Raw genomic sequence first — 23,723 nt, 5'->3', positions numbered from 1 at the left:
AAAGGAGCTGGCAAATTATCGGTCTGTGTTGCCACAACGCTGTTTTCGTTCATTTTTCCTATCCCGGTTACTACCGGCATATCCCGGCGCGACGATAAGCCTATGGCTGTCATATGACAGTTTGATAGCAAACCGCTTGAAATGTCCCCAGAATTGATGAAAACGCTTTCAGAAACAAGCCGTACACGGTAAATGCTAAAAAAATAGCTATCCTGAATTGGGTATCGCGATCCACAAGCTCCGGAGCCTATCATGTCCGATCACATCATCCCGCACTTCCAGAACGACGCTGGTCACAATTCTATTGAAATCGGCGTGAAGGAATTCATGTGCGTCGGCGCAAACCCACCTTTTGATCATCCGCACGTCTTTCTGGACATGGGCGACGAAAGTGAAGTCGTCTGCCCATATTGCTCGACGCTGTACTGCTACAATGCACAGCTTCATGCTGACGAGACCGTGCCTGCCGGCTGTGTTTACGAAGCACCCGCAGACAAAGCTGCCTGAATATAGCAAGCGGCATGCGTGCCGCTGATATGATGAGCAGCTTGAGTAAACGCCACATATTGATTGCAGGGGCCGGAGTTGCCGGTCTGAGTGCCGCGCTGGAATGTGCCGCGCGGGGCTGGAGTGTTGAACTGTTTGAGAAAGCGCAAGCCTTGTCGGAAGTCGGCGCAGGCTTGCAGCTCGCCCCCAATGCGATGCGTCACCTTGAACGCCTTGGCGTTGCAGATCGCCTCTGCTCGCAAGCTGTTACGCCCCAAGCACTCTACCTTATGGATGGACGCAAGGCTCGCCCCCTGCTCGCAATGCAGTTGGGTGATGAGGCATTACAACGGTGGCACCATCCTTATGTTGTCTGCCATCGCGCTGATTTGCAATCAGCTCTGTTAAATGCCTGTACCGACCATCCAAATATTGAAATCAATCTCGGCTCGGAAATTATCGAACATAAGGCTGATAACAACGGCATCTCTGCAACAGTCAGACGTGGTGCAGCAGAGGAAAAAATCGCAGCCAGCTATCTGATCGCCTGTGACGGCGTCTGGTCTGCGCAACGCGCGAAGGTCGGATATAATAAAGCGCGTTTCAGCGGTCACATTGCCTGGCGCACAACACTTGCAGCTGACGCGCTACCCGCAAGCCTTAAGGCAGCGGTCCCGGAACAAAAGGCTGTTTCTGCGTGGCTTGGCAACAAAGCGCACTTCATTGCCTATCCGGTAAAGGGCGGAGACTTCTTCAACTTTGTCGCCATTACGACTGGCGATAATCCCGGCGAAGTTTGGTCAAAGACGGGTGATGTTTCGCGGCTAAAATCAATTTACGCAGATTGGAGTGCACCGGTTCGTGACATTCTGGCAGCACAAACGCAATGGACTTATTGGCCACTTTTTGAAATGGCTGAAGCGCTGTTTGTCGGCCCAGACAGAACGATTTTCCTTGGCGATGCCTCACACGCTGTTACGCCCTTTGCTGCGCAGGGGGCTGCCATGGCAATTGAAGATGCGGCAGCACTTGCCGAGGCACTGGATGACCGGGAGCCACAATCAGCGCTAAAGCGGTTTGATTCTGTTCGAAAAGCGCGGATTGCTGCGGTTGGCAAACGCGGTCAGATGAATCGGTTTGCCTACCACGCAACAGGTATCTTTGCGCTCGGACGCAACATGCTTTTTGCCACGCGCAGCGCTGATGCCTTTCTCAAAGATCTGGACTGGCTTTATGGCTATGATGCCGTTCAGGCTGTGCGCGGTTGATTAAAAAGCAACGCAGAAGATCCTTTTACAAAGCCCAGTTTTTTATAAAAGGGCACCAGACGATCAGGACAATAGAGTTCAAAGCTGCTCACCCCACGTAGCTTCTCGTGGTTCAGTAGACGTTGAACAAGCATTTTCCCAAGCCCCTGCCCGCGTGTTTGCTCGGCCACGATGACATCAAAAATCATCGCCTTGAATGTGAAATCGGTCAAAACGCGTGCGAAACCAATGATTTCATCATTCTGATCACGACAAAACAATGTGAGATCGCAGTGTTTGAGCATCTTTATGACATCTTCAAACGAACGCGCTGCAGTCCACCACTCTTTCCTGTAAAAAGAATCAAACTCCCGATGCGCCTCGGGAGGCAGATATTCGCTCCAATGAAAGTCTGTCATCTTCACCTCATAAACCCCGGCATACCAAGACAACCATAATCCCGATAACAAAACACCCGCCGTTATCAGCGGCGGGTGTTTTGTTATGAAACAATTCGTTTGGTCAGTGTAGAATCTGACTGAGGAACAGCTTGGTGCGTTCATGCTGCGGATTGTCGAAGAACTCGGCAGGTGAATTCTGCTCAACGATCTGGCCCTGATCCATGAAAATCACGCGGTTTGCAACCTGCCGCGCAAAGCCCATTTCATGCGTGACGCAAATCATGGTCATGCCTTCATCGGCAAGGCTCACCATGGTATCGAGCACTTCCTTGACCATTTCCGGATCAAGTGCAGAAGTCGGCTCATCGAACAGCATGACTTTCGGGTTCATACACAGTGCGCGGGCAATGGCCACACGCTGCTGCTGACCGCCCGAAAGCTGGCCCGGATATTTGTTGGCTTGTTCCGGAATCTTCACGCGCTGCAAATAATGCATGGCCACTTCTTCCGCCTGCTTCTTTGGCATTTTGCGAACCCAGATTGGTGCCAATGTGCAGTTTTCCAGAATGGTCAGATGCGGGAAGAGGTTGAAATGCTGGAAGACCATACCGACTTCACGGCGCACTTCGTCAATCTTCTTGAGATCATTGGTGAGCTCAATGCCATCGACAATGATCTGACCCTTCTGGTGCTCTTCCAGACGGTTGATACAGCGGATCATGGTCGATTTGCCGGAACCCGAAGGACCGGCAACGACGATGCGTTCGCCACGCATCACTTTCAGATTGATGTCACGCAGCACGTGGAATTCACCATACCACTTGTGCATGTTCTTGATCTCGATCGCCACTTCAGTCTTTGAGACTTCCAGTTTTGAACGGTCGATTTCGACACCGAGCTCGGATTGCGGGAGGGCGCTTTGTGCACTCATTTTCATTATTCCCTTGATTCTTATCGTTTATGACCCGTGTCGAGCCTTCGTTCCATGAATATAGAGTATCGCGACATGGCGAAACAGAAAATCCAGAAAACGAAGCCCGCGAAGATCAAGCCGGTTGCAGGTGTCTGTGGAGAAACCCAGTTCGCATCGGAAAAGTTCTGACGCACAATACCAAGCAGATCAAACATGCCGATGATGTAGACAAGGCTGGTGTCTTTGAACAAGCCAATGAACGTGTTGACGATGCCCGGAATGACCAGCTTCAAAGCCTGCGGCAATATGATGAGGTTGGTCTTCTGCCAGTAGCTAAGACCAAGTGCATCCGCACCTTCATATTGTCCTCGCGGAATGGCCTGAAGCCCACCGCGCACCACTTCTGCCATATAGGCCGAAGCGAACAGCGCCACACCGATAAGCGCACGCAACAACTTGTCGAAAGTTACGCCCGGCGGCAGGAACAGAGGCAACATCACACTCGCCATGAAAAGCACGGTCACCAACGGCACGCCGCGCACCATTTCAATAAAGATGATGCAGAAGGTCTTGATGACCGGCAGCTTGGAGCGTCGTCCCAAAGCCAGCACCACACCCAATGGCAGCGACACGGCTATGCCCACGAAAGACAGTACCAGCGTCACCAACAGACCACCCCAGAGTGCCGTTTCCACATAAGGAAGGCCAAATGAGCCACCGACCATCAGGAAAAACGCAACCACCGGAAAAACCAGCAAGAATAAAATCGCGTTAATGACCTTATGCGGTATTTTCGGGATCAGCAAAGGAACCAGCAGAACCACGAAAAAAACCGCAGTCAGGTTGACACGCCAGCGTTCCGAAACCGGATAACGCCCGTAGATAAACTGCTCGTGTTTCGCCTTCACAAAGGCCCAGCACGCACCAGACCAACCCTCCGGCTGTATACCACCCTGCGTGACAGTCAGGCAGGCTGTTCGGTCTGCACCAGTCCAGGCTGCATTAACAAACAGCCACTGAATCATGGGCGGCAGAAACCACGCCACAACGGCCAGACCAAAAATTGTGAGTGCCGCATCAGCGGGCGTCGCGAAAAGATTGACCCGCAGCCAATGTGACAAGCCATGAACTGAGCGGGGCGGCTTTTCGCCTTCAACCAATTGCGAACGAACGTATTGGAGATTTGTGTTTTTCATGGTCATCTCTCCACCAGTGCCATTTTCGCATTGAACCAGTTCATCAGGCCGGAAACGATCAAGCTGATGCTGAGATAAATCACCATCCAGATCGCGACGACTTCAACAGCCTGCCCCGTCTGATTGAGGATCGTGCCACCCACAGCCACAAGATCCGGATAACCGATCGCAATAGCGAGAGAGGAGTTTTTGATCAGATTGAGATACTGACTGGAGAGCGGTGGAATGATGATGCGCAGCGCCTGCGGCACGATGACCAACCGCATTGTTTGCCCCGGACGCAAGCCAACTGCATAGGCGGCTTCTGTCTGGCCTTTGTTTACACCGAGCACACCTGCGCGCACAGTTTCTGCAATGAAGGAAGCGGTATAGAACGACAAAGCCAGAAACAGTGCGAGAAATTCCGGCTTAACCTGCGCGCCGCCTGTCAGATTGAAGGTGCCAAGTTTTGGAAAATCAAACGAAACAGGAAATCCGGTCGCAATCAGCGCCAGTATCGGTAAACCGATGATCAAAGCCGCACAAACGCGTATTGTATGAAACGGTTTTCCTGTCGCCATCTGCCGATGCTTCGCCCAGCGCGCAACGATGAAGGAAGCGACAATTCCAAGCAACAATGCGGCTGGCAGCAGCCATGCGCCTTCACCCCATACGGGCGACGGCATGAAAAACCCACGATTGTTCAGATAGGTGCCGAGCGGCAGAGACAGACTTTCCCTTGCCTGTGGCAACACGGAAAGCACCCCGAAATACCAGAAAAAAATCACAAGCAGAGGCGGGATGTTTCGGAAAACCTCAACATAGACCATACAGATCTTGCGGATAAGCCAGTTGCGGGATAAACGCCCGACGCCGACAAGAAAGCCGATGATTGACGCCAGAACAACGCCCAGGCCTGCCACATAAAGCGTATTCAGAAGGCCAACAAGAAAAGCTCTTCCATAGGTCGAATCGCTGGAATATGGAATCAGCGTCTGGCTGATATCGAACCCCGCACGGCCATTTAGAAAGCCGAAACCGGAAGCGATATTGGCGCGCTGGAGATTGGTGATTGTGTTGCCGACAATCCAATAGATTGCGCCAATCACCGCACCAAAAACAATGACCTGATAGAAGATGCCGCGAATTCGCGGATCGTACAGGAGCGAAGTTTTGCCGCTATCCTCGCGACGTTCAGTTACAGAATAGGAAGCCATATGTTTCCTGTGCTTCTCGGCTGGCAGCATCGATGTCGAGCGAGAAAGGCTGGCCGCGTTTGCGGAGCAATTCCTGAAATTGAGGCATCGAATGCCGAACCGTTCGGTCTTGTCATCCTCTGCTCAGGATCATCCCGAACTTGCGCACTGACAAGACGCGGTTGAATTCCAAAATGCAGATCGTCAGCATTTATATGCCCGCATGACGTGGGGACATTCACAAACGAACAAACTGCAAAGCCGACAAATCCGGCGGGTGCTCCTGCACCCGCCGACGATCAGTCTGGAGAGCAAGACCCGTTAGCGCACGGGAATGCCATATTGCAGGCCACCCTTGTTCCACTGGGCGTTAAGACCACGTGCAATCTTGAGTGGGCTGCCGGCACCGATATTGCGTTCGAATATCTCGCCATAATTGCCAACACCCTTTACGATCTTCACCACCCAATCATTGTCGAGGCCAAGATCGGTGCCGATCTTCGTGTCTGCTTCCACACCAAGGAGACGCTTGATGTCCGGGTTGTCGGACTTCTTCATCTCTTCGACATTGGCTTGCGTAATGCCGTATTCCTCGGCATTGAGCAGCGCATTATGCGTCCAACGAACGACATCTGCCCACTTGGGGTCACCCTGACGAACAGTCAGGCCAAACGGCTCTTTGGAGATGATTTCCGGCAAGATGACATGATCATCCGGATTGGCGAGCGCCAGACGAACCCCGTAAAGACTGGACTGGTCGGTCGTATAGGCGTCGCAACGGCCGGAATCGTAAGCAGCATTCGCTTCTTCGATCTTCTCAAAGACAACCGGGTTATATTCCATCTTGTTGGAACGGAAATAGTCGGCCATGTTCAGCTCGGTTGTCGTGCCGGCCTGAACGCAGATGGAAGCGCCGGAAAGCTGCAATGCGGAATTGATGCCCGACAGCTTCTTCGAATTGATCATGAAGCCCTGGCCGTCAAAATAATTGATGCCAGCAAAATCAAGGCCGAGCGCAGTGTCGCGGCTGATTGTCCAAGTCGTGTTACGGATCAGGACATCCACTTCACCCGACTGCAAAGCCGTGAAACGCTCCTTCGCGTTCAGCGGCGTGAACTTCACCTTGGTTGGATCACCGAAAATCGCAGAAGCCACAGCACGGCAATAGTCCACATCGAAGCCAGACCACTCGCCCTTATCATTGGGCGAGGCAAAGCCAAGCAGGCCCGTGTTCACACCGCATTGCAGAAAACCTTTGTTCTTCACATCGGAAAGCGTATCTGCCGACGCCCCTGAAGCAGCAGCAAACAGCGCCGCTAAACCCACTACCCCTGTCAAAACAGTTTTTTTCATCTGGCCTGCAACCTTTATGTTCCCGGGAGATCGTGAGGCCAAACAGCCCAACGTCTCTGTTGCTTATTTTCCGCAAAATTCAGGAGAGTCCTTTATAGAGACCTCCCCAATCCCTTGCATCATGCAGGCAACCCTTGCCCGGAGTCGTTATCGACTCTCATTTTGTTTGGGCTCAGTGAAGCCTGCCACCTTCACCACTCTATCGAAGGCGAAATTTTGGTTTTGGTCAAGCTATTAACGCGAGAGAAAAAAACCATTCTTCAAAAAAATGACCGCGTGACATAGCAATTTTTACATGCTTTCCCGGTTTTTGTGTATTTACTCCCAACTTATCGGAGTAACTTTACGGTAAAAAAATTAGTCAATACAAACATATGTTTAGATGAAATGCCGCATGAAATTAAACGTCAAAAACGTTGCTATTCCGTCAAAATCAGACTTTTGGCATCATGCTATCATTATCAACTGAAAAAATAATATTTCGCGTGGCCATGAAGCGAGCAACCCACCATGTCGCAATAAAGCCAATTGCAAACCCAGCAACGACATCTGTCGGATAATGCGCCCCAGCCGCGAGCCTGCTGATGACAAACAAGAGGCACACAGGTGCAGTCAGAGAGCGCCAGCGCGGCAGAAAAATCCACAAGGAGACGAGCATTATGCCCGCCATCATGGAGTGGCCTGACGGAAAGCTTTCATAAGAATGCTCGCCGCGAAACGGGGCAAAATAGGCAGAACCAAGCTCATCAAGCAGAAGCGGCCTTGCCCTCCCAATGGCAAGCTTTCCGATCTCGGTGGGAATGCTGCCGACAACGATAGAAGCCAGAACAAGCGTCGCCCATCCATGCAAACGAACGAGCAATTGTTGGCAAACAAGACGAATTCCCGGTGAAAGCAGCAATGCCGTTATCAGCCAGACAAGAATAGCAATACCAAGCCACACAACTGTGCGAATCAAATCAGTTATGGCGCGCAGCAGCTCCATGACAATGAAATCACTATGCATTGCAGCGCGAACGATCTGCGCGTCCCATAGATGCAGGACCAGCAGCACGAAAGGCAAAAGCACGACAATTGCCGTCATTTCCATCGTCCAGCTGGACGGTGCACCGGCATAAGCCGGCCGTACTAATGCTCTTAAGAGTTCCAACGCGGCACGAAATGGATAAAGGATCGTGCTCGTGGCTTTGCTCTCATTCATGTCGGGGATACTCTTTCCTTAGCGCGCTTTTCGCTCTGATCGCGTCAGATCGGCGCTCTAACTCTTCATTTTAACGCATCTTTGTCCGAAAACCGTTTCACACTTTTCGGGATGCGCTCTAAAAGCGGATACAGATACCTTCTCTGCGGCAACCGCAAACAAGAATCGATTGATCAGCATGCAACATGGCCTGGAGGCAATTTCGTGACTAACAAGCAGAACAAGACAGAAAAGCTGGGCATAAACACACGCTTGGCCCACGACGGCTATAATCCGAAGGACTATCACGGCTTCGTCAATCCACCTGTTGTGCGGGCTTCCACGGTGCTGTTTCCAGATGCTCAGACCATGGCAACCAGCAATCAAAAATACACCTATGGCACACGAGGAACGCCAACGAGCGAAGCCTTGTGTAAGGCTATTGATGCACTTGAAGGTTCTGCCGGCACGGTCTGTGTTCCATCAGGTCTGGCAGCAGTTACGGTGCCACTTCTCGCCTTTCTGTCGCCGGGTGACCATGCGTTGCTCGTCGATTCCATCTACAATCCAACCCGCCACTTTGCCGATACGATTCTCAAGCGCATGGGCATAGAGGTTGAATATTATGATCCTGAGATCGGCAGCGAGATCGCAACCCTTATGCGTGCCAACACCAAGGTCGTGTTTACGGAATCCCCTGCATCCAACACATTCGAAGTGCAGGACATTCCGGCGATCGTGGACGCCGCCCACAAAGCGGGTGCCATTGTTATGTTGGACAACACATGGGCGACACCGCTCTATTTCAAGCCGCTTGATTTTGGCGTGGATATCAGCATTCAAGCCTCAACAAAGTATCCTTCCGGTCATGCCGATATTCTGTTCGGCACGATTTCTGCCAACGAAAAATGCTGGCCGCAATTGCTTGAAACCCATGGCACACTTGGGCTGTGTGCAGCACCGGACGACACCTATCAAGTCCTGCGTGGTTTGCGCACCATGGGCGTGAGACTGGAACATCATCGTAAAAGTGCACTTGAAATTGCTCATTGGCTCGAAAGCCATCCGGCTGTTGAACGTGTATTGCATCCCGCACTCGAAAGCCATCCCGGTCATGCGCTGTTCAAGCGGGATTTCAAAGGCTCATCCGGGGTATTTGCCTTTGTTCTTAAACGCGGAGAGCGAAAAGAAGCACATGCGTTTCTCAATGCACTTGAGATTTTCGGCCTCGGTTACTCATGGGGTGGGTATGAAAGCCTTGCAAACGAGGTCGGACTGAAAGACCGCACGCTCGCCACGTCCACATATCCCGGCCCGGTTATTCGTTTGCAAATCGGTCTGGAAGATGTGCCTGACCTGATCGCCGATCTCGAAAAAGGCTTTGCTGCGATCTGATCGCGCTTCAACAATCAGAGTGGTTCTATCAATACGCTGCTGAGCAGAGCCACTTTGACGCCCACATTACTTGCCATTTATATAAAACATTAGGCATATTTAAATATTAGAAATTAAAGAAAATAGATCGCTCGCTTACTTCCAAATTGAGCTGGAATATTTATACTTGAGACGGTGGGAAACAAAAATCGGCTTGAACCTGTGTCATCGTGGAATTTAAGTAAAAAATCGCTCTGCATCGTCTCGCAAAGCCTGCTTGCCCTTCTTTTTATCATTGTTGCAGCCCTACCCTCGAATGCGCAGGATGCGCCATTGCGGCAGGTGAAGGTTGGCGTTTATGTCAGCGAACCATTCGTCAACAAACAGGGCGAGACATTCAATGGAATGGCGATAGACCTCTGGAACGACATCGGCGCGCGTTTGGGGCTTCTTTCACGGTTTATCGAATATCCCAACTATTCCGCGCTCGTGGAGGCCGTATCCAAAAATGAGGTCGACGCGGCTGTCACCAATCTCACCATCACAGAAAAACGCGCGGAAGTGGTTGATTTTACGCATCCATGGTTTGACGCCGGTCTGCGTATCATGGTGCACACGCAAGCTGGCAATGGCTGGGAAGACCTGATCAGCGATCTTGAAGATGCCGGTCACCTGGCAACCTATGCTTGGATTGGGATTGTCATCCTGATTGCCACGATTCTGCTGACGATCTTTGATCGCAAATTCGATCAGAATTTCCCACGCCGTTGGATGGAAGGTCTGGCCGAAAGCTTTTATCATGTGGTTTCGCTTGCCACATCCGGCAAAAGCACGCGCAAAAATCTCTTTGGCTGGGCGGGTCGAATATGGCAGGCTTTCTGGCTGATCTTTGGCATCGCCCTCGTTGCCTATGTAACATCGTCCGTCACAAGCGTCATGACTGTTGCCCATATATCCAATAATATCAATAGTCTGTCTGATTTGCAGAATAAGACTGTCGGCGTACGGACGGGAAGCATTGCACAGCAGCTTTTGCAAGCCCGCTCTATATCGACTGTAACTTTCGATCATCTCCCAGAGGCTGTCGCGGCACTCACCAATGATGAAATTTCAGCAATTGTCGCCGATAGCCCGGTGCTGGAATATTATACCCACAGACATGCAGGCGAACCGGTAGAAATCGTTGGAAACATATTCAGCCCTGATAAATACGGTTTTGCTTTCCCGCGTCACAGTGATCTCGTAAAACCAGCTTCAATCGCGATCATCAGCTTGCAGGAGAATGAAGAACTGACGGCTTTGAAAAACAAATATTTGGGGCCACAGGAATAGTTACGACTTCACCATTTGATGTGTGTTTTCGGCTTTCCAAAAAATGATTATGATTCTTTAGCCGATGCTGTAGAACACCGTCGAGTGCATAAAACTTATCGGCGAGAAACAAACTCTGATAAGTTTTATGCGTTGCGTAAAAAGCCTTAGAGCGCCGACCTGATTCATAGAGATCAAGATGCGCTCGTGAATTCAGGTGCACAATGCACCAAAGGAAAATGCCATGATGAACTGGATATTCGTGTTGCAGGGTGTCATCGCCGTTGGGCTGGCAGGCTTCGCCATTGCCGTCATTCTGCGTCACCGCCGCCGCTAACCAATTTCCTGTTTTGATTGAAACGCAGGAAATGCTGTCTCCATTGGTTTTCACGCATTGTCCTACGCAAAACCGCTGCGCACCTTTGCTGGAAATGCCTTAGCTATTTATTTTACGCATTGTCCTGCGCAAAACCGCTGCGCACTTTTGCTGGAAATGCCTTAGCTATTTATTTTACGCATTGTCCTACGCAAAACCGCTGCGCACTTTTGCTGGAAATGCTCTAAATCACCGGCAATATGACTGCCAACGGGAACCTCTTATACATCTTCATCGTTTATTAACCAATAGAGTTGTTCAGGGAACCCTCCGATGAGACCTTCTTTCAAAGCAGTACTCTTGGTTTTAGGCGTCTTTTCCGCGAGCACTGCGCAGGCAGCAAATGCGATTGTAACAACCAATCTGAATGTTCGCACTGGACCGGGCACGGGATATGCCGCTCTTGGCAGTGTTCCGAGCCGGTCCCCTGTCACTGTTCAGGCGTGCACTTCCGGCTATGGCTGGTGCCAGATCAATTATGGCGGATTATCTGGCTGGGCATCCTCACGTTATCTCGCCATGCGCGAAGGTTCGAGTGGCGGTTACTCAAATAATTTTGGCAATACAGCGGCGCTCATCGGTATTCCGTTGATTGCCGGTGCCGCCCTTGGTGCAGCGCTTAATGATCGCAATGACCGGTGGGACAATCGTCGTTATGAGCGACGAAACTGGAACCGCGGTCGTTGGGACCGCCGCAACAACTGGGATCGGGGACGCAACTGGGATCGACCTTACAGGGGCGACCAACGTTTTCGGTTGAGATCCAGCGATAGAGGCGATGGCCCGCGAGGACAATAGACTTAATTTTGCTGAATACAAAACGCCGCAATGTATGCGGCGTTTTTTTATTGTAGAAGCATCAGATGTGGCGACCGAAACCATTCTTTTTAGAACATAGTCCGACCGGAGCGAAGCGAAGATCGATAAGATTATGCTTGAAAAAGAAAACCTTAGAGCACTGATCCCATTCATTCAGATCACTGCTCTCAATGGAAATCCGAAGCTGCAACCAAGAAGAAGAGTAGGCTCACCTACCGTTCACGAACCGACAGTTGTCATAATCCATGGCACTGCGGCAACTCATAATCGGGATAAAATTATGTCTGATGAAATCGTACGCGACAGCAACGGCACGCAACTCAACGATGGCGATTCTGTTACCCTGATCAAGGATCTGAAGGTAAAAGGTACATCCACCACCCTCAAGCGCGGAACACTCGTGAAGAATATTCGCCTCACGGGCAACGCCGACGAGGTTGATTGCAGCACCAAACAGGTCAAAGGACTTGTTCTGCGCACCGAGTTTTTACGCAAGGCGTAAACGCGCCGCCTGCCTCGTTATAAGTGTTGAAACTGTAGCGCGCTACGATGCATTCTTGCGCGCTACACACGTTAAAACCGGGATAAAAATGACGGCAACCAATAATTTTAATGGAAATTTTGACTTAATCTGATCTATTCTTCCTTCAGGGAGAAGGTCGCCTTTCCGTAATAAAGGCGAAGAAATATTCAGCATACTAATTTGAACTTTATCGCGTTTTTTGCGAAAAATTGAAGATGCCCGTGGGATATTTGCTTCTGCTTCGGGTCGAATTTCGTGCCTCATTATAAAACACAGCGTCCGAGACATGAGGATAAGGTGCGGCGTTTAGAAGCACTCAAAAATAGAGTTTTGATAATTAGCAGTATATAATATCCAATAAGCATAATTATAAAACAGCTTTTCATGCGTCCGATGTCAGGCAACCAGAGCTTTGTAAAGTAAAGCTCTGTGATTACGGACTAGAAAAGGAGGGGGACTAGTCGTGGTAAACGATCTGGTAGTTGATCTTTCACGCATTCAATTTGCGGCAACAGCCTTATATCACTTTCTTTTTGTGCCACTGACATTGGGCCTGACTATTCTGGTCGCCATTATGGAGACGGTTTATGTCACAACAGGGCGTGAAGTTTATCGCCGTATGACACAGTTCTGGGCAAAACTGCTTCTGATCAATTTTGCACTCGGCGTGGCAACGGGTCTTACGATGGAATTCCAGTTCGGCATGAACTGGTCATTCTATTCCAGCTTTGTGGGCGATGCGTTTGGTACTGCATTGGCCATTGAAGGGCTGATGGCATTTTTTATGGAATCGACGTTCCTTGGACTGATGGTGTTTGGTTGGGATCGTCTGACCAAAATGCAGCACCTGGTTGTCACCTATCTGGTAGCGCTTGGCTCAAACCTTTCTGCTTTGTGGATTCTTGTCGCCAACAGCTTCATGCAGAGCCCCAAAGGGGCGGACTTCAATCCTGTCACCATGCGTATGGAGCTCAGCAGCTTCTTCGATATGTTCTTCAACCCGGATGCGCAGGCGAAGTTTGTGCATACCGTCCTTGCCGGATATGTCACCGCTGCAATTTTCGTTTGTGGTATCAGCGCTTTTTACATGTTGCGCAACCGCCATATGGATATTGCCAAGCGTTCGTTCCGCATTGCCGCGTTGTTTGGCGTGCTTGGAACCGGCGGTGTGCTGACGCTTGGCGATGCGCTGGGTTTTGTCGGCGCCCATGCGCAACCCACCAAGCTTGTCGCGATGGAAGCGCTCTGGGAAACCGAAGAAGCGCCGATGGCTTTTAATGCCATCGCAATTCCCTCACAAAGCGAACAACGCAATCTGTTTGCCGTTAAAATCCCGGCAATGCTTTCCATCCTCGTGACGCACTCGCTGGAAGGAACCGTACCGGCTGCAGATGTGCTGGAGGCGCGTGCCAAAAAACGCATTCTGAACGGTATCCCCGCAATCGAGGCCATGCACATTTTAAGCGCAAATCCGACGGATGCGGCAGCGCTTGCCAAGTTCGATCTGCATAAGGATGATCTCGGCTACGGCTTTCTCGTTCAGCGTTATGCACCTGACGGCGACATCACACGCATAACGGATGCCGATATCGACAGAGCAGCAAAAGACACGATACCTGAAGTCTGGATCATCTTCTGGTCGTTCCGCATTATGGTAGGGCTTGGCCTGCTGATGCTCGGTTATTTCGTCCTATCCTTCATTCTCACGCTGACCAATTCCGTCCATCATTATCGCTGGTTCCTGCGCGCTTCGGTGTGGATGATCCCGGTGCCATTTATTGCCTGTGAAATGGGCTGGCTGGTTGCGGAAGTCGGGCGACAACCCTGGACGGTCTATGAGGTGCTGCCGACATGGCTGTCAGCATCAACCCATACGGTCGGCTATATGATCGTGTCACTGTCAGGCTTCATCCTGCTCTACACAATCTTCGCCATCGTCGAATTGTTCCTCATGCTTCATTTCATCCGCAAAGGCCCGGATGGGCCGGAAGAAGCAAGCCCTGCAACCTCATCAGCTCCGGCTGTGGCTTATTAAGAAGAAGGTTCTGCCGTGGATATTTATTTCGCGCTTCAACTGATCTGGTGGGCTCTTCTCGGCGTGCTGCTCATGGGGCTTGCCATCATGGTCGGTATGGACATGGGTGTGGGTACGGTGCTGCGTTATGTCGGACGCAGTGACACCGATCGCCGCGTGGCCCTAAACATCATCGGCCCTCACTGGGATGGAAATCAGGTCTGGTTTATCCTTGGTGGTGGCGCCATCTTTGCCGCTTGGCCACTGGTTTATGCCACAGCCTTCTCCGGCTTTTACATCGTCATGCTGGTTCTGCTCTGGAGCATGATCGTCCGGCCGCTTGGATTTGAGTATCGAAGCAAATTGCCATCGCCACGCTGGAGAAATGCCTGGGACTGGTGCCTTTTCATTTCCGGGTTTGTGCCCATGCTGGTGTTTGGTGCCGCTATCGGCAACGTCATTCAGGGCGTGCCCTTCAATTTCGACTGGCGGATGACGTCCTATTACACCGGCAGCTTCATCGAACTGTTCAATCCGTTCGCAATTCTTTGCGGGCTTCTATCCGTGTCGCTGTCCATTTACATGGGCGGAGCGATGCTCATGAGTGGCGGGCTTGGCGAACTTGCGCAACGCGCACGCAAAGCGGCGTTGCTCGGTGGCGTTCTGGCGATTGTTCTGTTCAGTATCGGCGGTTTGTGGGTTTCGGGCATGGATGGATATCACATCGTTCAAGGCCCAAATCCGGGCGTGCCGCAAACACCGCTTCATCAGGTGGTCGAGCGTATACCGGGTGCGCTTTTGTCCAATTTCCATAGCTACGCCATTTTATGGGGCATCCCTGCCCTTGCCTATTTTGGCATTGTTTTTGGACTTCTGGCGATTGCCGCACGCCGCGCTGTGCTCGGATGGTGGCTTGGCGCAATTGCATGGATTGGCGTCATCGCCACCGCAGGCGTTGCCATGTTCCCGTTCCTGATGCCTTCAAGCACTCAGCCGTCCCACAGTCTGACCGTGTGGAATTCCGGCTCAAGCCAGCTGACACTGATGTGGATGCTTGGCTTCACCGTTATCTTCATGCCGCTGATCGTTATGTATACGAGCTGGGCCTTCTGGGTTATGCGCGGCAAGGTGGATTCCGAGCAGGTCAAGGCCTCTCACCACGCATTTTAAGGAGACCATGATGAGCGTATTCTGGCGTTTTGTGCTGGCAATGATCATCGCGGTCATAGCCATTCTTGTTGGCATTATTCTGGGTGATTACGGGCCTTGGTATTTGTCGTGGCTTCTTGGCACAGGATTTATGATCCTTGTCGCAGCACTCGGCGGCGTTTTGTTCGAAGAACAGGAGGATGGCGCGCGCAAAGAGTCCGACGGATCTGAAAAAAAGAAGTCAACAACGACCCGGAGACAACTCGAATACTAGTGGTCTGTATGCCCACCGGCGGGAACTGTTTTACGAAAGCTCTTCCGGGCAACCCGCTGGCGTCCGGAACCTTGTGCTGAGGAGATTACGCATGGCTTCAGGCATTTCGCGTCGCGATTTTATCAAACTTGGCAGTGTTGCTGGCATAACCATCATGCTTGGACGCGTTCCTGTTGCAAACGCACTGGAAGTCCATTCGGGACCGACATCGACGGATTGGATCGGCAAGGATGGCAAGGCGCGCTTCCGGTGGGATGGCGTGCGCAAGGTGACAGGGCAGAAGAATTTTGCACGGGACTATCGTGCACGCAACATTCCGGGATGGCCGAAACAGCAAAGCCATGCCTTCATGCTCAAGGCGACCAAAGCAGACCGTAGTTTTGAAGGCGTTGACCTTTCCATCCTTGGTGCTGATCTGCAACCAGACAAGCTTCTCCTGCAGGAAGATCTGGCCCGCGACGGGCTGAATATCCCGCAGGATACCAATATGGGAAAAGGCTTTTACGGCTACAATATTCTGGTGCCTAAAGGTGAGACACCACCCATTCTGGGGCATCCCGTTGCTATCCTGATTTATAAGGATTTTGATCGCTTCGATGCTGCAAAGCGGCTTTTGCGCTTTGAAGACCGTGCGGTTGTTTACGGCGCAGAAACCGGCCCCAGACCACCAGCCAATTACGGTGCCGGTCGCTATGTGCGTATTGGCGGCGACACACCTTATGACGCGTCAAAGTTTTCGCCATTTCAGGATGCTGGAATCAAGGGTGGATTTGACGGAAATACGCCTGTCTGGCCGCCTTATGCGCCCGAAAAAGCGGTCGCCGTTCCGCCTGTCATTCGCAAAGACAGAGGCGGCGGTTTCATTGAAGCGCTGCAACGCGCAGATGAAAAGCCGGATACACAGGGTATTGCCATGGACTATGCCCACGCAATTTCCGATGAAATTGATGCCGCGCGCAACAATCCCGACAAGTTTGTGCTGGAGCGGCATGGTTTTTCGCAATCCATCGATCCATGCGCGATGGAACCGGACAATTGCAATGCGTGGTATGATGCATCCACCAAAACCATGCATGTGATGACCGCAACGCAATCGCCGACCGGCATTGTGAATGCCGTTGCGATGCTTGCCAAAAACAACAAGCTTTTTCCGGTCGAAAACATCGTTCTTCTGACCGGATCAACCGTCGGCTACGGATCGAAAGATTATTCCGTATTTCCGTTCTATGCGATGGCAGCGTGTTTTTATGGCGATGGCCGTGCCGTCCGCATGGCCAATGATCGTTATGAACAGTTCCAGATGGGCATGAAGCGCCATGCCGTCGAGATGGATGTCTCCATCCTTGCAGACCGCAAGACGGGCAAGTTTGAGGTGCTCAAAGGCTTTTACAGCTGCAACGGCGGTGGTCGTGAAAATCTGTCTGTTGCGGTTTCACATGTGGCAGCGCGTGGCGCACAATCGATCTACTATTTTCCTAAATCCGATTTGACGGCGCTGGCCATGGCGACACCCGCCGTTGAGGCCGGTTCCATGCGCGGATTTGGTTCGCTGCAATCCATGGCCGTGACGGAACTGATGGTCGATGAAATTGCAAATGAGCTCAAAATCGATCCGATTGAGCTGCGCCGTCGCAATGCAATTCTGGAAGGCTATCCCAATACGCAGGGTGGCATTATCGCCGGCGACCCGCGCAATGTTGAAATGCTTGATCTGGCAGCAAAACACCCGCTCTGGCAAAACCGCGAGAAAGCCAAGGCGGAATTTGAAGCAGCAAACCCCGGCAAACTTTATGGCGTGGGCTTTTCGCAGGTACAGCAGGTTTATGGTTCCAGTGGCGTTCCAACCGCTTTGGTGCTTGAATTTGATGCGGATGGTCAATTGACCATGCGTCATTGCGTGCAGGAAATCGGAACCGGCGGCACCACAGCGCAGCAGGTGATGATCTGGCAGGCATTGGGCAAGGCGCCTGATATTGTCGATTTCGGCGTGACCGAGTTTGAGCAACTGCCCCTACACACCAGTTATGCCGATCAGAAAAAACAGGACGAGCTCGCCAAGAGTGATCCGTACTGGACGCCTGCGCTGATCCCCGACATGAGCTCTTCCAGCGGGGTTTATTATATTGGTTTTGGAACGCGCCAGGCTGGACGTTTCCTGCTCGAAAACAGCCTGTGGCCTGCCGCAAAGGCGCTCTGGAGCGAAGGGGTTGGCGGTGGTCCGCTTCAAAGCCTCAATGTGGAGCTGTCGGACATTCGTGTCGGGCCCGATGGTATCGGTGGCGGCGGTATGAAGCCGATCCCGTTTGAGCGACTGGCAAAAAAAGCCCACGAAATGGGACTGATCACCGGTGTGGCTGTTCATGCCTATAGTAGCTGGCAATGGTCGAGGGCTGAATTCGATATTCCAACGGTTGGCAACAGAACGCTGCCGCTTGATGCTATTGCCGTGCGCTATGGCGATGGTGCGTCTGAGGAACTCAAAAGCCGAATGACCACAGCAGGTTATGAGTTTATCAAACGAAAGATCGCCTATTACCCGCCCACAAAACGTGCGGGTGCGGATCCCACAACTGTGACCCCAGCAGCCTGCCTTGTTGAACTCAATGTCAATGCCTTTACCGGTCAGGTGCAGGTCATGCGCCATCATATGATGATGGCTCCGGGCACGATGATTGTGCCGGAACTGGTATCGGGCCAGATACAAGGCGGCACCGCGATGGGGCTGGGGCATGCATTGATGGAAGAAATGCCGCTTTATGATGATGGTCCCGGCAATGGCACATGGAACTTCAATCGCTACACGCTCCCCCGCGCCAAAGACGTGGCAGTTTGGAACCAGACCACGGATTATCTTCCACCACTGTCAGAGACATCGCCCCCCAAGGGCATGGCTGAACTGGGCATGATCCCGATTTTGCCGGCAACCAGCAATGCGATTACCCATGCCACCGGAAAGCGGTTCTATGAATTCCCGATCACACCGGAAAAGATAAAGAGGGCCTTGTCATGAGCATCGAAAAACGTCCGTTGTCGCTGACTATCAATGGCAAGCCAATCGGCCCGGTTGAGGTTCCGGTTGGCATGCCAATGATTGATTTTCTGCATGAATATCTGGATTTGACCGGAACGCATTTTGGTTGCGGTCAAGGTATTTGCCATGCTTGCACTGTCATGGAATTGCAGCCTGACGGCAGCAAAACAGAAAGCCGTACCTGCATTTACGATGCTCATTTCTTCAACGAGAAATCGATCATCACAATCGAAGGTCAGGCCGAAACGGATGCCGATGGCAAGGTTTTGAAGCTGACACCCATTCAGCAGGCTTTCATTGACCACTTCTCTTTCCAGTGCGGATATTGCACGCCGGGCTTTGTGGCGGGAGCGACTGTTTTCATTGATCAACTCAAGCGCCAGCCTGTCCGGCGCGAAGATCTTGAAGGCGCCATAGAAGAAGCGCTGGACGTCCATATCTGCCGCTGCACAGGCTATGTGCGTTATTATGAAGCCATCCGCGATGTGGCGCTTGCCACACCCGGTTGCGTGATCGGATAGGAGTTCCAACGATGAAAAGCCATAGATTGCGTAATTCGATCTTAGCCATCATCGTGTTGGGCGCAGTGGTTGCGCTTGCCATTCTGTTTGGCCTTTTCCGCATGTCGAGCGTTGCTCCACAGGCAGAGCAAGCGATGTCACCGCAGCAGATGAAAGATCTGATCCCGCGGGGACGCGAACTTGCACTGGCTGGCGATTGCTTTGGCTGCCACTCTTTGCCCGAAGGGCCAATGGCGGCAGGTGGTGTGGCAATCGGCACACCATTTGGCACTGTTTATTCCACGAATATCACCCCGGATAAGCAGTATGGTATCGGCAATTACACACGTGCGGACTTTCATCGCGCGCTGCGCGATGGAATAGCGGTGGGTAAGGGCAATCTGTATCCGGCAATGCCCTTTGTCGATACACATATCACTACGCCTGACGATCTGGATGCGCTCTATGCTTATATGATGAGCATCCCTGCCATGCCGGTGGCCAACAAGGAAAACACCGGCGTATTCGTGCTGCCAGTGCGCCCGTTTATGAACTTCTGGACGTTGCTGAACTTCCCGGATCGCAAAGCACCGCATAATGAACAGCGTTCGGCAGAATGGAACCGTGGCGCTTATCTTGTCGAGGGTCTTGCCCATTGCGGTGCCTGCCATACGCCACGCAATATCATGATGGGCAGCGACTTTTCCCGCGCTCTGCAAGGTGGGGAAGTTGATGGTATGGCTGTCCCTGATATAACCACTGCAGCTCTGGCCAAACATGGCTTTGATATCGAGACACTGAGCCAGTATCTGCAAACCGGCATCGCCCCTCAGGGCACTTCGTTTGCCGGCATGAACACCGTGACGCATTTTTCTACAAGCGTTATGGAAGCCGACGACGTCAGGGCGATTGCAACCTATCTGTTGACCGATGAACAGGGCAATATCGCCAAAGCCTCTGCACCACCTGCGCCCTTACCGGAAGCCGCGTCCCCTGCCCCCGGAAGTGTTATGGATACAGGCAGACTTGCCTACATATCGGCCTGCTCCGGCTGCCATGGTGTGAACGGCGAAGGCATCCCGAATGTGGCGCCCTCTATGAAGGGCAATGCAACGCTTGCGATGGATAATCCGCAGACACTGATCAATGTTGTGGTCAACGGCATTCCAACGCAGACTTTCACCAATGGTCAGCGCATGTATGCCATGCCGCCTTTTGCACATCGTATGGATGACCCCGAGATTGCGGCACTCATAAGCTGGATCAGAGCTGAATGGGGTGGGCAAAGCACACCCGTTACTGCGCAAGCGGTGGCGGCGCAGGAAAGCGCAGTCGATTAAGAAGAGGCGGGTCTGGAAAAACAGATCCGCCGCTATAAGAAATTTCTACAAAAATACATGGCCAAACCCAAAGACTGTAAGCTGTTTTGTAATGCTATCGGATCACGCCGGAGGGCATAATGGATTCACATATTTCACGTCGTAATTTTATCAAGCTGGGAACAATTGCCGGCATTGCTGTGATGATTCGACGCCTGCCCGCAGCACATGCAGAAGAGGTACAATCCGGCCCAAGCGCGTCTGACTGGCTGGGCCAGGATGGAAAGGCACGCTACCGCTGGGATGCCATTCGTAAGGTAACGGGTGACAAGACCTTCTCACGCGATTATCGCGCCCGCGATCTCGAAGGCTGGCCAAAAAATCAGGCGCATGCCTTTTTTATCAAGGCGACTAAAGCCGATCGCGCATTTGAGACGGTGGACCTCTCGGTTCTGGGTCCCGATTTACAACCTGATCGCCTGATCCTGCATGAAGACCTTGAACGCGATGGCATTCTGGCTCCGCAACCCGAAGGGCTGGATGAAGGCTTTTATGGAAAGTATTTTCTTTTGCCCAAGGGCGAGACCGCGCCCTTGCTCGGACAGCCGGTTGCCCTGCTCATTTACCGCGATTTTGATCGCTTTGATGCTGCCAAACGCCGTTTGCGCTTTGAAACGAGCGTGGTGAAATATGGTGCTGAAACAGGACCAAAGCCACCAGCCAATTACGGCGCGGCCCGTTATGTGCGCATCGGCGGGGATACGCCGTCAGCCTCATCTGTTTTTTCGCCGATTCAGGATTCGGTGATCTGGGGCGGCTTTGACGGCAACACGCCAACATGGCCATCAGAAAGCGCAACGGGCGTTTTCGTCCCCACTTCGGTGACCACCAAACATCGCGGCGGTGGTGGCGTGCGTGACCCGCTTGCTGTCGCGCGTGAAAACTATGAACCAATGCAGCGCGGCATGAATGCGGCTGCCGACATCGAAAAAGCCATTGATGCTGCACGCAAGGACGACAGCAAATTTGTGTTGGAGCGGCACGGCTTTTCGCAGTCCATTGATCCGAGTGCCATGGAGCCTGATAACGGCAACGCCTGGTATGACGCCAGCACCCGGTCGCTTCATTTGATTGTCGCCGCACAGTCACCTTTTGAAGTGGCACGGGTAGCGGCATTGATCGTCAAGGACAACAAGCAGTTTCCCGTGGAAACGATTAAGCTTTTGACGGGAACAACAGTCGGGTATGGCTCAAAAGATCATTCGATCTTCCCCTTCTATTCTCTCGTCGCGTGTTTATATGGCGGTGGTTTGCCCGTGCGGTTGGCCAATGATCGTTACGAACAGTTTCAGCTGGGGATGAAACGCCATTCGATCGAAATGGATGTAACAATCGTTGCTGATCGCAAAAGCGGAAAGTTTGAAATCCTGAAAGGATTTTACAATTGCAACGGTGGCGGGCGGGCCAATTTCTCATTCTCAGTCGCACAGGTTGCTGCCACCGCCGCACAATCTATCTATTATTTCCCGCAATCGGACCTCACAGCCATAGCGCTTGCGACACCAGCCGTCGAAGCCGGTTCCATGCGCGGCTATGGCACCATTCAGGTCATGAGCATCACCGAATTGATGGTGGATGAAATTGCGGATGAATTGGGTATCGATCCCATGGAATTGCGCCGCCGCAATGCCATGCATGCCGGTGATGAAAACACCCAGGGCGCACAACCGCTCGGCGATTTGCGCAATGTGGAAATGCTTGATCGTGCTGCAAACCACCCTCTGTGGCTTAACCGGGAAAAAGCCAGAGCCGAGTATAATTCAGCCCATCCCGGCCGACTTTACGGGGTTGGGTTTGCGCAGGTGCAAAAAGATTATGGCTCCGGTGCAGACACAAGTGCCTTAGCCCTCGAATTTGACGCAAATGGTCAATTGACAATGCGCCATTGTGTGCAGGAAATCGGCACTGGTGCCACGACTGCACAGCAGGTTATGGTCAGAAAAATGTTGGGCAAGGTGCCTGATGTCGTCGAATTTGGCGTGACTGAATTCGCTGAGCTGCCCATGGTCAGCAATTTCTCGCCCTACACAACCACCCAGCCCCAACAGGATGAGCTTGAGAAGGACCCATTTTGGGTGCCGTTCACACTTCCGGCGATGAGTGCCTCCAACAGCGCTTATTTCCTTGGTTTTGGCACACAGCAAGCTGCACGATTCCTGTTTGAAAATACGCTCTGGCCTGCTGCCCGCGCGATCTGGAGCGAAGGCGTTTCAGGTGGGCAGATAGCGAGCGGCGTGATGACACTCGGCGATCTTCGTGTTGTGGAGGGCGGCATTGGCGGCAGTGGCATGGAAACACTGTCGTTTGAACGCCTTGCCAAAAAGGCGCATGAAATGGGGCTGATTACCGGTGTAGCGCTTCATTGTTTCAGCCGGTGGGAATGGGCCACTGCCGCATTTGATATACCCGGCACAGGAATACGGGAATTGCCTGTCGACCTTCTCGCCGTGCGTTATGGCGATGGCGCTTCCGACGATCTCAAAAGCCGCATGACGACCGGAGGCTATGATTTCCTCAAACGCCGCAGCGTCAACTATCCGCCTGTTCAGCGCAACAATGCCGGTGTCACAACCTATACGCCTGCGGCCTGTCTTGTGGAATTGAACGTCAATAGCTTTACCGGTGAAGTGGAGATTATGCGGCATCACAGCCTGCTTGATCCCGGAAGCATTATCGTTCCACAGCTGGTTTCAGGCCAGCAGCAAGGCGGTGTCGCGATGGGTATTGGCCATGCTTTGATGGAGGAACTGCCGCTTTATGATGATGGTCCGGGTGACGGGACGTGGAATTTTAATCGCTATACGCTCCCACGCAGTAAGGATGTCGCGGTTTGGACCCAGACAGCGGAATATCTCGATCCACTCTCTGACAGCTCACCGCCAAAAGGCTTGGCAGAAGTGGTCATGATCCCAATTGTCTCTGCCATTGGAAACGCCATCACCGATGCGACAGGCAAGCGCTTTTATCATTTGCCGGTCACACCGGAAAAGATCAAAAAAGCGTTGGGTGAGTGAGTTTTTCG

At 52.2% G+C, this 23,723-nt stretch carries 19 protein-coding genes; 13 read left to right on the top strand and 6 right to left on the bottom strand.

Translation table 11 applies throughout. From position 1 onward, the window contains the following. Positions 1-252 precede the first annotated feature (252 nt). Positions 253-507, top strand: coding sequence for a zinc-finger domain-containing protein (locus ABE530_RS03845; protein WP_499693620.1), 255 nt, complete (start codon positions 253-255; stop codon positions 505-507). Between the two features lie 59 nt (positions 508-566). After that, positions 567-1,754 (top strand): FAD-binding protein, encoded by a 1,188-nt coding sequence (locus tag ABE530_RS03840; protein ID WP_499693667.1) that lies wholly within the window; start codon positions 567-569, stop codon positions 1,752-1,754. Here ABE530_RS03840 and ABE530_RS03835 read toward each other — a convergent pair. The 6 genes from ABE530_RS03835 to lpxE form a co-directional block, all read right to left on the bottom strand. Beyond that, entirely contained in the window at positions 1,736-2,152 is a 417-nt protein-coding gene (locus ABE530_RS03835) for a GNAT family N-acetyltransferase (RefSeq protein WP_499693619.1), read from the bottom strand. The genes ABE530_RS03840 and ABE530_RS03835 overlap by 19 nt on opposite strands. Before the next feature lie 103 nt (positions 2,153-2,255). Further along, on the bottom strand, positions 2,256-3,065 hold the full coding sequence (locus ABE530_RS03830) for an amino acid ABC transporter ATP-binding protein (RefSeq protein WP_499693618.1): 810 nt from the start codon (positions 3,063-3,065) through the stop codon (positions 2,256-2,258). 20 nt (positions 3,066-3,085) lie between these two features. After that, the gene (locus tag ABE530_RS03825) at positions 3,086-4,243 is read right to left on the bottom strand and encodes an amino acid ABC transporter permease (RefSeq protein ID WP_499693617.1); all 1,158 of its coding nucleotides are present in this window, start codon (positions 4,241-4,243) and stop codon (positions 3,086-3,088) included. 2 nt (positions 4,244-4,245) lie between these two features. Continuing rightward, positions 4,246-5,439, bottom strand: a complete 1,194-nt coding sequence (locus ABE530_RS03820) for an amino acid ABC transporter permease (protein WP_265983362.1) — start codon at positions 5,437-5,439, stop codon at positions 4,246-4,248. Positions 5,440-5,739: 300 nt separating this feature from the next. Then, on the bottom strand, positions 5,740-6,771 hold the full coding sequence (locus tag ABE530_RS03815; RefSeq protein WP_265983361.1) for an amino acid ABC transporter substrate-binding protein: 1,032 nt from the start codon (positions 6,769-6,771) through the stop codon (positions 5,740-5,742). 433 nt (positions 6,772-7,204) lie between these two features. Further along, positions 7,205-7,972 (bottom strand): lipid A 1-phosphatase LpxE, encoded by a 768-nt coding sequence (gene lpxE / locus ABE530_RS03810; RefSeq protein ID WP_265983359.1) that lies wholly within the window; start codon positions 7,970-7,972, stop codon positions 7,205-7,207. Between the two features lie 204 nt (positions 7,973-8,176). On the opposite strand from lpxE, the gene ABE530_RS03805 reads away from it, so the two are divergent. The 11 genes from ABE530_RS03805 to ABE530_RS03755 all read left to right on the top strand — a co-directional run bounded on the left by ABE530_RS03805 (position 8,177) and on the right by ABE530_RS03755 (position 23,715). Then, positions 8,177-9,346 carry a cystathionine beta-lyase gene (locus tag ABE530_RS03805; protein WP_499693616.1) on the top strand — a complete coding sequence of 390 codons (1,170 nt, stop codon included), beginning with the start codon at positions 8,177-8,179 and terminating at the stop codon, positions 9,344-9,346. A gap of 201 nt (positions 9,347-9,547) precedes the next feature. Continuing rightward, positions 9,548-10,657 (top strand): transporter substrate-binding domain-containing protein, encoded by a 1,110-nt coding sequence (locus ABE530_RS03800; protein WP_499693615.1) that lies wholly within the window; start codon positions 9,548-9,550, stop codon positions 10,655-10,657. Positions 10,658-11,285: 628 nt separating this feature from the next. Continuing rightward, complete coding sequence (locus tag ABE530_RS03795) at positions 11,286-11,810, top strand: SH3 domain-containing protein (protein WP_499693614.1); 525 nt, start codon at positions 11,286-11,288, stop codon at positions 11,808-11,810. A gap of 301 nt (positions 11,811-12,111) precedes the next feature. Then, positions 12,112-12,333, top strand: a complete 222-nt coding sequence (locus ABE530_RS03790) for an alkylphosphonate utilization protein (RefSeq protein WP_499693613.1) — start codon at positions 12,112-12,114, stop codon at positions 12,331-12,333. Between the two features lie 484 nt (positions 12,334-12,817). Further along, complete coding sequence (locus ABE530_RS03785; protein WP_499693612.1) at positions 12,818-14,389, top strand: cytochrome ubiquinol oxidase subunit I; 1,572 nt, start codon at positions 12,818-12,820, stop codon at positions 14,387-14,389. A 15-nt stretch (positions 14,390-14,404) separates the two neighbouring features. After that, positions 14,405-15,538 (top strand): cytochrome d ubiquinol oxidase subunit II, encoded by a 1,134-nt coding sequence (gene cydB, locus ABE530_RS03780; protein ID WP_265983350.1) that lies wholly within the window; start codon positions 14,405-14,407, stop codon positions 15,536-15,538. 10 nt (positions 15,539-15,548) lie between these two features. Beyond that, a complete protein-coding gene (locus ABE530_RS03775; RefSeq protein ID WP_499693611.1) occupies positions 15,549-15,791 on the top strand; it encodes a hypothetical protein in 243 nt (80 codons plus the stop codon). Between the two features lie 91 nt (positions 15,792-15,882). Further along, on the top strand, positions 15,883-18,801 hold the full coding sequence (locus tag ABE530_RS03770; protein ID WP_499693610.1) for a xanthine dehydrogenase family protein molybdopterin-binding subunit: 2,919 nt from the start codon (positions 15,883-15,885) through the stop codon (positions 18,799-18,801). Continuing rightward, positions 18,798-19,343 (top strand): (2Fe-2S)-binding protein, encoded by a 546-nt coding sequence (locus tag ABE530_RS03765; RefSeq protein ID WP_396996910.1) that lies wholly within the window; start codon positions 18,798-18,800, stop codon positions 19,341-19,343. The genes ABE530_RS03770 and ABE530_RS03765 overlap by 4 nt, the downstream gene beginning before the upstream one ends. Positions 19,344-19,354: 11 nt before the next feature. Beyond that, positions 19,355-20,662, top strand: a complete 1,308-nt coding sequence (locus ABE530_RS03760; protein ID WP_499693609.1) for a c-type cytochrome — start codon at positions 19,355-19,357, stop codon at positions 20,660-20,662. Positions 20,663-20,781: 119 nt separating this feature from the next. Next, on the top strand, positions 20,782-23,715 hold the full coding sequence (locus ABE530_RS03755) for a xanthine dehydrogenase family protein molybdopterin-binding subunit (RefSeq protein ID WP_499693608.1): 2,934 nt from the start codon (positions 20,782-20,784) through the stop codon (positions 23,713-23,715). Positions 23,716-23,723: the final 8 nt, after the last annotated feature.

This window comes from Brucella sp. TWI559 (assembly GCF_039674265.1).
GTDB classification, from domain to species: Bacteria; Pseudomonadota; Alphaproteobacteria; order Rhizobiales; family Rhizobiaceae; genus Brucella; species Brucella chromiisoli.
This window is presented reverse-complemented; position numbering and strand designations above follow the sequence as displayed.

What these genes read in the sequence shown, in the direction of transcription:
- ABE530_RS03845 (WP_499693620.1), top strand. Translation starts at nt 253, where the DNA reads ATGTCCGATCACATCATCCCGCACTTCCAGAACGACGCTGGTCACAAT.
- ABE530_RS03835 (WP_499693619.1), bottom strand. Translation starts at nt 2,152, where the DNA reads ATGACAGACTTTCATTGGAGCGAATATCTGCCTCCCGAGGCGCATCGG.
- ABE530_RS03830 (WP_499693618.1), bottom strand. Translation starts at nt 3,065, where the DNA reads ATGAGTGCACAAAGCGCCCTCCCGCAATCCGAGCTCGGTGTCGAAATC.
- ABE530_RS03825 (WP_499693617.1), bottom strand. Translation starts at nt 4,243, where the DNA reads ATGAAAAACACAAATCTCCAATACGTTCGTTCGCAATTGGTTGAAGGC.
- ABE530_RS03820 (WP_265983362.1), bottom strand. Translation starts at nt 5,439, where the DNA reads ATGGCTTCCTATTCTGTAACTGAACGTCGCGAGGATAGCGGCAAAACT.
- ABE530_RS03815 (WP_265983361.1), bottom strand. Translation starts at nt 6,771, where the DNA reads ATGAAAAAAACTGTTTTGACAGGGGTAGTGGGTTTAGCGGCGCTGTTT.
- lpxE (WP_265983359.1), bottom strand. Translation starts at nt 7,972, where the DNA reads ATGAATGAGAGCAAAGCCACGAGCACGATCCTTTATCCATTTCGTGCC.
- ABE530_RS03795 (WP_499693614.1), top strand. Translation starts at nt 11,286, where the DNA reads ATGAGACCTTCTTTCAAAGCAGTACTCTTGGTTTTAGGCGTCTTTTCC.
- ABE530_RS03790 (WP_499693613.1), top strand. Translation starts at nt 12,112, where the DNA reads ATGTCTGATGAAATCGTACGCGACAGCAACGGCACGCAACTCAACGAT.
- ABE530_RS03775 (WP_499693611.1), top strand. Translation starts at nt 15,549, where the DNA reads ATGAGCGTATTCTGGCGTTTTGTGCTGGCAATGATCATCGCGGTCATA.
- ABE530_RS03770 (WP_499693610.1), top strand. Translation starts at nt 15,883, where the DNA reads ATGGCTTCAGGCATTTCGCGTCGCGATTTTATCAAACTTGGCAGTGTT.
- ABE530_RS03765 (WP_396996910.1), top strand. Translation starts at nt 18,798, where the DNA reads ATGAGCATCGAAAAACGTCCGTTGTCGCTGACTATCAATGGCAAGCCA.
- ABE530_RS03760 (WP_499693609.1), top strand. Translation starts at nt 19,355, where the DNA reads ATGAAAAGCCATAGATTGCGTAATTCGATCTTAGCCATCATCGTGTTG.
- ABE530_RS03755 (WP_499693608.1), top strand. Translation starts at nt 20,782, where the DNA reads ATGGATTCACATATTTCACGTCGTAATTTTATCAAGCTGGGAACAATT.